General features: G+C 63.2%; 10 protein-coding genes. 8 read left to right on the top strand and 2 right to left on the bottom strand.

Annotation, left to right across the window (positions count from 1 at the left end; genetic code table 11):
• The 3 genes from ABI213_RS09960 to ABI213_RS09950 all read left to right on the top strand — a co-directional run.
• On the top strand, positions 1 to 3,196 hold a 3,196-nt coding region (locus ABI213_RS09960; protein WP_348026913.1), incomplete at its 5' end, for a hypothetical protein.
• A 150-nt stretch (positions 3,197 to 3,346) separates the two neighbouring features.
• Positions 3,347 to 4,021 carry a DUF1345 domain-containing protein gene (locus ABI213_RS09955; protein WP_348005064.1) on the top strand — a complete coding sequence of 225 codons (675 nt, stop codon included), beginning with the start codon at positions 3,347 to 3,349 and terminating at the stop codon, positions 4,019 to 4,021.
• Positions 4,018 to 5,514: a glycosyltransferase family 39 protein gene (locus ABI213_RS09950; protein WP_348005065.1), complete on the top strand. Its 1,497-nt coding sequence runs from the start codon at positions 4,018 to 4,020 to the stop codon at positions 5,512 to 5,514. The genes ABI213_RS09955 and ABI213_RS09950 overlap by 4 nt, the downstream gene beginning before the upstream one ends.
• A 65-nt stretch (positions 5,515 to 5,579) precedes the next feature.
• Here the strand turns inward: ABI213_RS09950 and ABI213_RS09945 are convergent, their stop codons facing one another.
• The gene (locus ABI213_RS09945; protein ID WP_348005066.1) at positions 5,580 to 6,395 is read right to left on the bottom strand and encodes a ChbG/HpnK family deacetylase; all 816 of its coding nucleotides are present in this window, start codon (positions 6,393 to 6,395) and stop codon (positions 5,580 to 5,582) included.
• A complete protein-coding gene (locus tag ABI213_RS09940) occupies positions 6,395 to 7,393 on the bottom strand; it encodes a glycosyltransferase family 2 protein (protein WP_348005067.1) in 999 nt (332 codons plus the stop codon). The genes ABI213_RS09945 and ABI213_RS09940 overlap by 1 nt, the downstream gene beginning before the upstream one ends.
• 155 nt (positions 7,394 to 7,548) lie before the next feature.
• Between ABI213_RS09940 and ABI213_RS09935 the strand changes: the two genes are divergently transcribed.
• The 5 genes from ABI213_RS09935 to ABI213_RS09915 all read left to right on the top strand — a co-directional run.
• Complete coding sequence (locus ABI213_RS09935; RefSeq protein ID WP_348005068.1) at positions 7,549 to 8,676, top strand: enoyl-CoA hydratase/isomerase family protein; 1,128 nt, start codon at positions 7,549 to 7,551, stop codon at positions 8,674 to 8,676.
• 186 nt (positions 8,677 to 8,862) lie between these two features.
• On the top strand, positions 8,863 to 10,263 hold the full coding sequence (phaZ, locus tag ABI213_RS09930; protein ID WP_348005333.1) for a polyhydroxyalkanoate depolymerase: 1,401 nt from the start codon (positions 8,863 to 8,865) through the stop codon (positions 10,261 to 10,263).
• 5 nt (positions 10,264 to 10,268) lie between these two features.
• Complete coding sequence (locus ABI213_RS09925) at positions 10,269 to 10,934, top strand: RnfABCDGE type electron transport complex subunit B (protein WP_348005332.1); 666 nt, start codon at positions 10,269 to 10,271, stop codon at positions 10,932 to 10,934.
• A gap of 166 nt (positions 10,935 to 11,100) precedes the next feature.
• Positions 11,101 to 11,607: a molybdopterin-dependent oxidoreductase gene (locus ABI213_RS09920; RefSeq protein WP_348005331.1), complete on the top strand. Its 507-nt coding sequence runs from the start codon at positions 11,101 to 11,103 to the stop codon at positions 11,605 to 11,607.
• 44 nt (positions 11,608 to 11,651) lie between these two features.
• Positions 11,652 to 12,759: two-component system response regulator (locus ABI213_RS09915; protein WP_348026911.1), on the top strand; the 1,108-nt coding region annotated here is incomplete at its 3' end.

Raw genomic sequence — 12,759 nt, 5'->3', positions numbered from 1 at the left:
CTGGCGGATGGACATCGGCCACACAAAGCCCCTGAAAAAAAGGCTTTACGCTGCGGCGACCGCCGCCGCAGGTATTGCGCTGCTGGTAGAAGCCACCAAGCTGTTCCAGGTGGCCCGGAACCCGGATACCGGCAACATCGTCATCGCGGGCCTGGCCGCAGGCTTGGGTTACTTTTTCGCACCGCTGGTGGCGCAGTGGATCGCCCCCTCTGCCGCCGCGGATGCAGCGGCCACCGCCCCCCTCAAGCCCTCCCGTCCAGTACTCGCCAGCAGCGTCGGTTTGCTCGGTGCCAGAACTATCGCCTTGGTGAGTGCCCTGGCAGCGTGTGCCCTGGTGGCGGACTATCCGATGGGCCGAATCCAGCTCGCCATCGCACTGCTGGTCTACAGCATCATCCTGGTGCGCTACCCCATGGCCTGGCTGCTCGCGCTGCCTGCTCTGCTGCCGGTGCTGGACCTGGCACCGTGGACCGGAAGATTCTTCATCGATGAATTCGACGGCTTCGTGCTGGCGACCTTGGCGGTAGGGCTCTGGCAGTCTGCCGGTCGCCCGCTGGCAGCGGCGCCCGGACGCGGTTTCTGGTGCTTGGTGGCCGGGTTTTGCGCGTCCTTTCTGCTGAGCGCCGTGATCGGGGTGCTGCCGCTACAGCCGCTGGATACGAATGCGCTGGCCAGCCCCTACAGCCACTACACCGCGCTCCGCCTGGCCAAGGGCCTGGTCTTCGCCATCGGCCTGGCTGTGCTGCTCAGTGGCCACGCAGCAGCCGGACAGAATGTAAAGCGGGCACTGGGTGCAGGCATGGTCCTCGGCCTCGCCACCGCGGCCGGTTCGGTCATCTGGGAGCGCGTCGCCTATGCCGGGTTGGCGAATTTCACGGCAGACTTCCGCGTGGTGGGCTTGTTTTCAACCATGCACACCGGCGGTGCCCATCTGGATGCTTTCCTGATCACCGTGCTGCCATTTGCGGCGGCATGGGCCTGGCGCTCTCAGCGGCCCACCGCCCGCGTGGCGGCCGCGCTACTGTGCGCAGCGGGCATCTATGCGGTCATGATGACGTTTTCCCGTGCGGCGGTCGGGGCACTGGTGGTCGAAATCCTCGTCATTGCCGCATGGGCACTTCTGTCCAGCCGCCGAACCAAGGGGCGCGCCGTAGGTGATGGGTTCAAGCTCGCTGCCGGTCTGGCTCTGGCGGGACTGGTGGTATCCCCGGTGATCCTGGGCTCCTTCATGCAGTCACGGTTCGCCACCAGCAGCGCGGACCTGAATATCCGAACCAGCCACTGGAGCGAAGCCGTGGCCATGATGACCGACAACTGGACCACCACCCTGTTCGGGATGGGCCTTGGGCGCTATCCGGAAAGCTATCTGTTACTGAGCGGCGAGAAGGACAAACCGGCGGTGCACCGCTTCGAAACCGAGGCGGGCAATACGTTTTTGCGCATCCAACCCGGTGCCACGCTGTATGTCGAACAGATCGTTTCCGTACAACCGGCACAAGACTACCAGTTGAACCTGAAGATACGGGCCAAAGGCCAAGGGGCCGCCGTCAATGTGCTGCTGTGCGACCGCACCTTTCTGCAGGGCTTCGGCTGCCAGTCGGCAACGTTTCCGTGGTCGGGCGAGGCGGGCAAGTGGCAGCCCCTCCAGGCCAGCTTGAACTCGGCCAGCGTGGGGGCCAACCGCCTGCGACTGGCGAAGCTCTCGCTGGAAAATGCCAGTCCAGACAAAGCCATCGATATTGACGATATCGCTTTGATCGATGCCGAAGGCGTGAATCACCTTGTGAATGGCAACTTTCAGGCGGGTGCAGACCGTTGGTATTTCTCATCGCCCTACAACCACCTTCCCTGGCATATCAAAAATCTCTGGCTGGAGGTCCTCTTTGAGCAGGGCTGGGTCGGGCTGTTCCTGTTTTGCGGCCTGGTGGCCGTGGCGACCGCGCGGCTGGCGCAGTGGGCGTGGCGCGGCAATGCCTTCGCGGCGGTTTTACTCGCCAGTTTGATCGGTTTTCTCGCCGTGGGTGCCTTCGACAGCATGTTCGATGCGCCCAGACTCAGCCTGGGCTTTGGCCTGTTGATCGCGGCGGCCGGTACCGTGTACGCACAGCCCAAATCGGCAGCCGTGCGACCGGAAAGGAGCGGCGCGGTAGCCCGGCCGCATACGGTGACCCAGTCGGCCATACCATCCATGCCGGTAGACACCTTGGCAGACCGGCCTTCCACCGCCCGAAATATCCCCCCAACGGCTCCCGTGTTCCGATGGCGCGCCTACCTAGGGCAAGCGTGCATGGGCTTGCTGGTTTTGACTGTGGCCATCGTGGTGGTGACACGGCTGCCGTTCATCCCATACCGGATGCGCGAGCTCCCAAATCCCTACCACCCGGTGCTGGCACCCGTGCTGCTGGCGGCCTTTATGCTCTGGGTGTTCGGGCTCCCGGCCATTGCCGCCCGCTGGCTTAGCGTTGCGCAGAGCCGCGGCATGGCCTACCCGCTGCTGGTGGCCGTCCATGGACTCGTCGCCTGGGCCATGGTCCAATTTGCGGTGCTGCCGGACTCCATCCATACGGTGATTGGTTCACCTGTGCTGAACTGGCCCATGCCGCTGGAAGATATCGCCCGGTTTGTGCCGCTGACCAGTGTGGTCTTCGTCTCGCTCACGGGCGGTGCACTGGTCGCGGCGGCCATCACCGGCAGCCGCATGGCAGCCGCACCCATCTGGTGGTTGTTGTCTGCGGCTGTGCTTTTGCCGATCCAGTATTGGTCTATAGTCACCCAGGCAGCCACCGACAACCTCGTCGAACTCATGGCGGACTCTGCAGGATTTGGCTCGTTCTTGGCACTGGCGGCCTACCTGGTGCTGGTAGGCATGACCGGTTCGCTATTGGCATCACTGCGCGCGGGTGCCACACCGGCCCGAATAGGCCTCGTATTGGCCAGCCTGATCCTTTCCCTGTCCCTGGGCTATGCTTTGCTGACCGCGGGAACCGAGGCTGTCATCGTCAAGGAAAACCAGGCGTTCTCGGCGTTTCAATCCGTGCTCAGCACCAACCGGGCGCACTATGCGGTCGGGCTTGAACTCTGGATCCGTCTCGTCGGTGCTCACCTGGGGGCCATTGGCCTCACGGCGCTGACCCAGTTCCCCTTGTGGCGGGGATTTCAGCAGCGGATTCGACACCGCCAACGGCGACGCAAGTAAGCCCGCCCGGTGCGGCCTGCCTGGGTACAAAACAGATGGATGGGGTGCACAGATGTAGCGCAGCCGTACGCATTTCCGGCCCTTCCACTGCACCGCAAAGACCCCGTAAAGCCGCTCAATACCAGAATGCCCCTCGCTAGAATCGCGCCGATGAATGCCCTGCCCCGCTTTTTCCTGTTCCGCCAGATCCACACCCGGCCTCGCCTGTTTGCCTCGGTCCTGGTGGGCTTGCTCGCTGCAGTGCTGCTGTCGGGCGTACCCGGGCTGCAAACGGTGACCCGGCTGGTGATCAGCTGGAACGTGTTTTCCTGCCTATACCTGGCACTGGCGGTGCACATGATGCTGAAAGCCGACCACGACAAAATGCGCATGCGCTCACCGCAGCAAGACGAAGGCCGCCGCACCGTGCTGGCTATGGTGGCGCTAGCCGCGCTGGCCACCTTGGGGGCCATCATTGCCGAGCTGGCGCAAGTGAAAGACATGCATGGTGCCCAGCGCTACGCCCACATTGCGCTGTCTGTGTTGACCATTGCCACTTCCTGGGCCTTTACCCATGTGATGTTTGCGCTGCACTATGCCCACGACTTCTACTCCAACCGGGCCAAAAGACAGCCCGACGGGCTGGAATTCCCTGGCACGGAACACCCCGACTACGGCGACTTCGTCTACTTCGCCTTCATCATTGGCACCTCGGGCCAAACGGCCGACGTGAGCTTCACCACCTCGGCCATGCGGCGTACCGGTGCAGCGCACTGCGTGCTGGCCTTCTTCTTCAACACCACGCTGGTGGCGCTGACCATCAACATCGCTTCGGGCCTGTTTTGACCATTTCCCATTTTTGGACCTCGTCCCGCCGGGTGCTGGGACTGCTGGCCGTCTGGCTACTGGCCACCTTGGGCGTGCGCCCGCTGCTGCTGCCCGACGAAGGCCGTTACGGCAACGTGGCGCGTGAAATGCTGCAGGGCAATGGCTTTGGCTATGGCCTGGTGCCCACGCTCAACGGCCTACCCTTCTTCCACAAGCCACCGCTGATGTACTGGCTAGACATGGCCGCCATGCAGGTCTTGGGTGTGAACGCCTTTGCCGCCCGGTTTGGCGCGTTCGTGGGGGCCTGGCTGATGGGAGCGGCGCTGTTTTTGGCACTGCGCCGCTGGGTCGGACTGCGCCCCGCCACCATCACGCTGGGGGTGCTGGCCACCTGCCCGTTCTTCTTTGTCGGCAGCCAGTACGCCAACCTGGACATGCTGGTGGCCGGGGTGTTAACGGTCACCGTGCTGTGCTTTGTGCGCGCTGTGGAGTCACCCCGCCAAGTAGACCTGCGCTGGCTGCTGGCCGCGTGGCTGGCCTGCGCGCTGGCGGTGCTGGCCAAGGGGCTAATTGGCATCGTGCTGCCGATGCTGATTCTGGGCCCCTGGCTGCTGGCGCAGGGGCGCTGGCGGCAGATTCTGCGCATGCTGCACCCGCTGGGGCTGCTGGTGTTTGTGGCGGTGGCCGGGCCGTGGTTTGTGCTGATGCAGCGCGAGTTTGCCGAATTCAACGACTACTTTTTCATCGAGCAGCACTTCCGCCGCTTTGCCCAGGCGGGCTTCAACAACGTGCACCCGTTTTGGTTCTACATCGCTGTGCTGCCCGCGCTCACCCTGCCCTGGCCGCTGTGGCTGCGCCGTCCGGTAACCGCCGTGCCCGAAGCCGATGCCTCGACCCTGCCCGGCCTGACCAGCCTGCTGGTCTGGTGGGGCATTGCGGTGGTGGGCTTCTTCAGCCTGCCCAGCAGCAAGCTGGTGGGCTACATCCTGCCCGCCCTGGCCCCGTGGTGTGCGCTGCTGGGTTTGGTGGTGGCGCGGGGTCGGGCCTGGCGCTGGGTGCTGCCCGCCAGTGCCGTGGTGTGCCTGGCCATCGTGGCGGGTCTGGCCTGGAAAGCCCCCGGCTCGCACCGCGACGTGGCCGAGCGGCTTGCCACGCTGAACCAGCCCGGTGACCGCGTGGTCTTCATCGACAGTGCGTTCTACGACGTGCCGTTTTATGCCCAGCTGAAAACGCCCGCCATCGTGCTCAGCAGCTGGGACGACCCGAGCATCCCCCAGCACGACAACTGGCGCAAGGAATTCGCCGATGCCGCCCGCTTCGATCCCAGCGCTGCCGCCAAAATTCTATGGACGCTGGACCGCGCCAAAGACCTGCGCTGCGGCCCCGGCAACACCTGGCTGGTGGCAGACAAGGGCTACCAGCCCCCGGCCGCGATGGGCAGCGTCAACCCGGTGTTCACTGGTGCCAACGCGCAACTGCTGCAAGTGGCGCGCGGAACCGACTGTCCGTAAATTTATAAAAAATCAGGCTCCAGCGCAGATAGCACCTGCGCTGGCAGCTATTTAAACAATAGCAATCACCACACCGAGCCCAGCACCACGTCGGCAGCCTGCAGGTCGTGCAAGAAGGCCTCGCTGCCCAGATAGGCAAGCTCCCGCACCCGCGCCGGGGCAATCGGGTCGGCCACGGTGGGCGCATCTTCTCTGTAACCGGGGTGGCAAAACAGCAATCCGCCTGTGGCAGGCAGCGCCGCCAGCCAGCCACGCATCTGCCTGCCGTAATCGGGATCGATGAAGTCATAGGCCCCGGTCAAGCTGGGGTTGTGACGGATGCCGCGCTGCACCAGCGCCCGCTGCAAGGCCCATCCGCCCGTGCCCTCAATCAACCAGCGTTTCACGCCAAAGCCAGGTCCGGTAAGGTGGCCGGTATTGCGCACGGCGGGCACGCTGGGCAATGCGGCAATGGCTTCCAGCAGCACGCCGCGCACGCCGGGCAGGTGGTGCACATGCTGGTGGCCGTCCACAAAATCGGGCGCCGCCCCGGTGGCATTGGCAAACGCCTGCCACTGGGCGGCCCACTCGGCGGCGAGGGCGGCCAGGGGCAGTTGGCGCAGGTGCGCGGCCAGAATCAGGCGCGGCAAGGGCAGAAACTGCGGCCAGACGCGGCGCAGCTCGGTGCTCAAGGGCGCGCCTTCGGTCAGGTTGAAATGCAGGCCGCGCTGCACCCCGGCAGGCAGCTGGGCCAACAGCGGCAGTGAGGCCCGCCAGGCGGGGGCCTGGGGCATGCACGACACCATGGTGATGCGACCGGCGTGGGCCAGTTCGCTGATGGCCTGCGAGATGCCCAGCGTCAGGCCGAAGTCATCGCTGCAGACCGCCAAGGTCCGGGCCACTACGCCTCCGGGTCCACAAAATGGCTGCGTCCCAGCTCGGAGGCCACGATGTAGATCGGCCGCTGCTTGACCTCGTCAAAAATCCGCCCCACGTACTCGCCCAGAATGCCGATGGACAGCAGCTGCACACCGCTGAAAAACAGCATGCTGGTGGCCAGTGTGGCCCAACCCGGCACGGGCTGGGCTTCAAAGAAATGCTCAAACACAATCCACAGCCCAAACAGCATGGCCCCGAAGGCGATCAGGATGCCCAGCGCGCTCCACAGCCGCAACGGAAAGTTGGTGAACGAGGTGACCCCGGTAAACGCCAGCCGCGCCAGCCCCCGGATTGAAAAGCTGCTTTTGCCCGAGGCCCTTTCGTTGGGCGTGTAGGGCAAAATTTCGGTGCGAAAGCCGACCCAGGCAAACAGGCCTTTCATGAAGCGATTCCGCTCGGGCAGGGATTTCAGCGCGTCCACCACGCGGCGGTCCATCAGCCTAAAGTCGCCCGCGTCCACCGGGATCTGCACCATGCGGTTGGTGTTGACCAAGCGGTAAAACAACCAAGTGCCCACGCGTTTGGCCAGGGTTTCATCGGCCCGGGTGGCACGGGTGGCACAGACCATGTCCACCCCATCGCGCCAGCGCGCCAACATGGGCGCAATCATCTCTACCGGGTGTTGCAGGTCGGCATCCATGCACAGGACCACTTCGCCCTGGGCGTGCTCGATACCGGCGGTGAGTGCGCATTCCTTGCCGAAGTTGCGGCTCAGGCGCACATAGCGCACGCCAGGCTCCACCAGCCACGACAGCATGGCCACCGGGGTGGCATCGCGGCTGCCGTCATCCACCACCAGCACCTCCCATTGGTCGGTCAATTCCCGCAAAGTGGCGGTCAGCACGGCCAACAATGCGGGCAGGTTGGAGGCTTCGTTGAACGCAGGCACCACCACGCTGATGCGGGGGCGCAAGGCCCGCGACGGTACGCTGGTAGAGAGCAGAACGGCAGGGTTATTCATACGCACTATTATCCAAAGGGATCCAAAGAGTCTGATCGATCGCTCCAAGTGTAGGGGCAGGCGCAGCGGTATTCCACCGCCTATTCTTATATAAATAAAATGGCTCTAACGCACATTCCACCTGCGCTGACAGCTATTAAATACGTAGTAACCCTTTGAACACCGCTCCACCCACCTCTGCCGTCCTTTTTGACACCCTGGTCACCCACAGTGGCCTGCAGTGGGGCGTGGCCACCTTGAACGCCCCGGCCACGCTGAACGCCCTGTCTCCGCCCATGGTGGAGGCGCTGGCCGCGCAGCTGGCGCTCTGGGCCACCGACCCCCAGGTGGCAGGGGTGCTGCTGCAGGCCAGCAGCGACAAAGCCTTTTGCGCAGGCGGTGATCTGCGCCGCATGCACGAAGCGCTGGTAGGCGACAGCGGTGACCCGGTGGCCGCCGTGCAAGGCTTTTTCAGCACCCAGTACGCGCTGGACCACGCCATCCACACCTACCCCAAGCCGATTCTGTGCTGGGGCCACGGCATCGTGATGGGCGGTGGCCTGGGTTTGATGGTGGGCGCATCGCACCGGGTGGTTACGGGCGGCAGCCGCTTGGCCATGCCCGAGGTGAGCATCGGTCTGTTCCCGGATGTGGGCGGGAGTTGGTTTTTGCGGCGCATGCCAGGGCGGGTCGGCCTATTTCTGGCGTTGACGGGCGCGCCGCTGAACGCCGCCGATGCGTTATTTTGCGGGCTGGCCGACCATGCCTTGTCGCACGCTGACAAAGGCGCTCTGTTGGAAGCCTTGGCCCAGGCCTCGTGGACGCTGAATGCGCAGCACAACCACGCCCATCTGTCCCGGTTACTGGCGCAACAAGCCGCAGCAGCTCCCCTGCCCGCGTCCCAGGTGCGCACGCATTTCGACCAGATTGAGCAATTGGTGGCCGGGGAGGATCTGATGCAGATCGACACCCGCCTGCGCAGCCTGCAGACCGACGATCCGTGGCTGGCGGGCGCGGCGGCCCTCTATACCCAGGGCTGTCCGACCAGCGCGGCGCTGGCGTTTGCGCTGTGGCAGCGCTGCCTGCACCTGTCGCTGGCAGACGTGTTCCGGCTGGAATACCAGGTGTCGCTAGGCTGCTGTGCGCATCCCAACTTGCGTGAGGGCGTACGTGCATTGCTGGTGGACAAAGACCGCAACCCGCGCTGGACACCCGCCCGGCTGGAGGATGTGACACCGGCATGGGTGGAAGCGCATTTCCGGCCCAGACACCAGGGCGCGCACCCCTTGGCCAGTTTGGTGTAAGCAATGGGCGGCACTGTGCAAAAGGTTGCGGTATTTACCGAGCTTGCATAAAGCGCCTGTTTCTGGGCAATTTCGTCCCCATAACGGGTATTTCTGCGCTCCATATTGGTGTTACTACTCCAATTAATTAGTCCAATCCACTGCTATATTGCACTGCAACATTCTTTTCCCACGTTTTAGGTCGCCATGCTCTACCAAATCTACGAAACCCAACGCTCATTGATGGAGCCGTTTGCTGATTTTGCGCAAGCCGCCTCCAAGCTGTACAGCAACCCGCTCTCGCCACTGGGCAAAAACGCCATGTCGCAGCGCGTCTCGGCGGGTTACGACCTGCTGTACCGCCTGGGCAAAGACTACGAAAAGCCCAGTTTTGGCCTGCAAACCATCGAGGTAGGCGGCACCCAGGTGGCCATCCACGAACGGGTGGAAATTGACAAGCCGTTTTGCGAGCTGCGCCGCTTCAAGCGCTTTACCGACGACATCGACACCCTGACCCAGCTCAAAGGCCAGCCCGCAGTGCTGATCGTGGCGCCGCTGTCCGGCCACTACGCCACGCTGCTGCGCGACACCGTCAAAACCATGTTGAAAGACCACAAGGTCTACATCACCGACTGGAAGAACGCCCGCCTGGTGCCGCTCTCGGAGGGCGAATTCCACCTGGACGACTACGTCAACTACGTGCAGGAGTTCATCCGCCACCTGCAAGGCATTTACGGCAACTGCCACGTCATGAGCGTCTGCCAGCCCACCGTGCCGGTGCTGGCCGCCGTGTCGCTGATGGCCTCGCGCGGCGACCTGACCCCGTTGACCATGACCATGATGGGCGGCCCCATCGACGCACGCAAATCGCCCACCGCGGTGAACAACCTGGCCATGAACAAGGGCTACGAGTGGTTCGAGAACAATGTGATCTACAAGGTACCGGCCAGCTTCCCCGGTGCGGGCCGCAAGGTGTATCCCGGCTTTTTGCAGCACACCGGCTTCGTGGCTATGAATCCCAACCACCACGCGAAGAGCCACTACGACTACTTCAAGGACCTGATCAAGGGTGATGATGTCAGCGCCGAAGTGCACCGCAAGTTCTACGACGAGTACAACGCCGTGCTGGACATGGATGCCCACTACTACCTGGAAACCATTTCCACCGTGTTCCAAGACTTCAAACTGGTCAACGGCACCTGGAACGTGCGTGGCCTGGACGGCACAGTTGAGCTGGTCAAGCCCCAGGACATCACCACCACTGCTCTGCTGACGGTGGAAGGCGAACTGGACGACATCTCCGGTTCGGGCCAAACCAAGGCCGCACACGACCTGTGCAGCAGCATCCCCGCCAGCCAACAGCAGCACATGGAAGCCCAGGGCGCAGGCCATTACGGCATTTTTAGTGGCCGCCGTTGGCGCGATGTGGTGTACCCCGAGGTCAAGGCCTTTATCAAGGCGCACAACACCGGCACCGTGACGGTAGCGGCTTCCAAGCCCCCAACCGCCGCACCCGTGCCTGCCGTGGTGATGGCCGAAGCCGTAGCAACCACTCCGCACGCGTCTGCCAAGCTGCCGATTAAGAAATCGACCAAGCGCAAGGCCTAAACCACTTGCCACAAGCATCCACCGCATCCGGGCTAGCCGAGCTCATCAACGCCGCCCTGCCGCAAACGCAGTGCACGCGCTGCGGCTACCCGGATTGCGCGGCCTACGCCCAGGCGATTGCTGAGGGCTCCGCCCCCATCAACCAGTGCCCACCCGGCGGAGCCGAGGGCATTGCCCGGCTGGCAGCCATCACCGGCCAGCCTGCGCTGCCGCTGAACCCTGACTTTGGCATGGAGGCGGTACGCACCGTGGCCGTGATCGACGAGGCCTGGTGCATAGGCTGCACCCTGTGCATCGCCGCCTGCCCGACCGACGCGATTTTTGGCAGCAACAAACGCATGCACAGCGTAATCACTGCGCACTGCACCGGCTGCGAACTCTGCCTGCCGGTGTGCCCGGTGGACTGCATCCAGATGGTAAATGCCAGCGGCAGCCGCACGGGCTGGAGCGCATGGTCTACAGCCGATGCCGAGCACGCCCGCCTACGCTATACCAAACATAGCGATAGACTGCGCCAGGACAAACGCCAGGGCACTGAAAGGCCTGAAAAAATTATCGCGACCGAGCCCTTGACCACGGCGCAGGCAAGTGCAGCCATCAACCCGAAACAAGCCACCATCGCCGCCGCCTTGGCCCGCGCCCGGGCACAGCGCGGCGCGCCACCCGGCTGACGATCTCAAAAGCCCCTGCGGCAGGTCTCGCAGGCCTTTACTCTGCCGTCTTCTGTTTACACACACGCTGGAAACCTGCGCGTTTTTGACACTAGCGGACCATCCCTTGCTATAGTTGCGCGTAACAAATTGCGACTTACACGTTGTATCAGCTCGGGATACCACCATGCCAATTTCACTGCACGCCGCCCGGATTGCACTTGCCAGCACCATTCTTTGGAGCGCTGCGGCAGTGGCGTTAGACAAGCCCACTGGCAACGTGGTACTGACCATCAACGGCACGGTGAGCCAGACCAATAGCGGAGCCAATGCCGTCTTTGACATGAAGATGCTGGAAAAACTGCCGCAAAAAACATTTACCACCCAGACCCCGTGGTACCCCAAGCCCGTCACCTTTACCGGCCCGCTGCTGCGTGACATACTGGCCGCCGCCGGTGCCAAGGGCAGCAAAATTGTGGCAACCGCGTTGAACGACTACAAAACCGAGATTCCCTTCGACGACGCGACCAAGTTCGACCCCATCGTGGCCCACCTGCTGGACAACAAGCCCATGTCCATCCGCGAAAAGGGCCCCTTGTTCATCGTTTACCCCTTTGATGCCTCGCCTGAACTGCGTGCCGAGATGTACTACAACCGTTCGGCCTGGCAACTCAACAGCTTGAAAGTGCAGTAAACCGGCGCGCGCCGGGTGCACCCCTAAATGCAAGACCACACCCCATGACCCACCCATTAGATCCGGGCGAAAAACGCACCGTGCTGGTGGTAGACGACACGCCAGACAACCTGTCGCTGATGAGCAGCCTGCTGCGCACCGAGTACCGCGTCAAGCTGGCCCCCAGCGGTGAGCGGGCCCTGAAAATCGCCAGTGCCGACGGCAAGCCCGACCTGATCCTGCTCGACATCATGATGCCCGACATGGACGGTTACGAGGTACTGCGCCGCCTGCGCGCCGACCCGAACACTGCGGACATTCCAGTGATCTTCCTCACCGCCATGAGTGCCACCGAAGACGAAAAAATCGGCCTCGACATGGGTGCGGTGGACTACATCACCAAGCCCATCAGTCCGGCCACGGTGATGGCCCGGGTACGCAACCACATTGAACTCAAGCTGGCCCGTGATTTTCTTCAAAACCAAAGCCGCTACCTGGAGCAAGAGGTGCAAAAACGCACCCGCGAGATCGTCGCCATCCAGGACATCACCGTGCGCGCCATGGCCCTGCTGGCCGAAACCCGCGACAACGAAACCGGCAACCACCTGCGCCGCACGCAAAAATACGTCAAGGCGCTGGCCATCTACCTGCAAGAGCACCCGCGTTTTGCGGCCGAGCTGAGCAACGAGGCGATCGAATCACTGTACAAATCGGCCCCATTGCACGACATTGGCAAGGTCGGCATCCCCGACCGCATCTTGCTCAAGCCCGGCAAGCTGGACGACGGCGAATACGAGATCATGAAAACCCACACCACGCTGGGCCATGCCGCGCTGGTGCACGCCGAGGAAGAAGAAGGCCAGCAAATGCCCTTCCTGCGTTACGCCAAGGAAATCACCCTGAGCCACCAGGAGAAGTGGGACGGCTCGGGTTACCCGCAAGGACTGGTGGGCGATGCGATACCGATCTCGGCCCGGCTGATGGCCCTGGCCGACGTGTACGACGCGCTGATCAGCAAACGCGTCTACAAGCGCGCCTTCACCCACGAAGAGGCCCACGACATCATCCTCAAGGGTCGGGCGACGCACTTTGACCCGGACATCGTGGATGCCTTCAGCGCCATCGATGCGCAGTTCCAAACCATCGCCACCAACTTTGCCGATGACGACGGCG

Origin of the sequence: Rhodoferax sp. (assembly GCF_039922535.1) — a bacterium.
In the GTDB taxonomy this organism is placed as follows: Bacteria; Pseudomonadota; Gammaproteobacteria; order Burkholderiales; family Burkholderiaceae_C; genus Rhodoferax_B.
Note: the sequence above shows the minus strand (reverse complement) of the source record. Positions and strands in the feature narration are given on the sequence as shown.

What these genes read in the sequence shown, in the direction of transcription:
- ABI213_RS09955 (WP_348005064.1), top strand. Translation starts at nt 3,347, where the DNA reads ATGAATGCCCTGCCCCGCTTTTTCCTGTTCCGCCAGATCCACACCCGG.
- ABI213_RS09940 (WP_348005067.1), bottom strand. Translation starts at nt 7,393, where the DNA reads ATGAATAACCCTGCCGTTCTGCTCTCTACCAGCGTACCGTCGCGGGCC.
- phaZ (WP_348005333.1), top strand. Translation starts at nt 8,863, where the DNA reads ATGCTCTACCAAATCTACGAAACCCAACGCTCATTGATGGAGCCGTTT.
- ABI213_RS09920 (WP_348005331.1), top strand. Translation starts at nt 11,101, where the DNA reads ATGCCAATTTCACTGCACGCCGCCCGGATTGCACTTGCCAGCACCATT.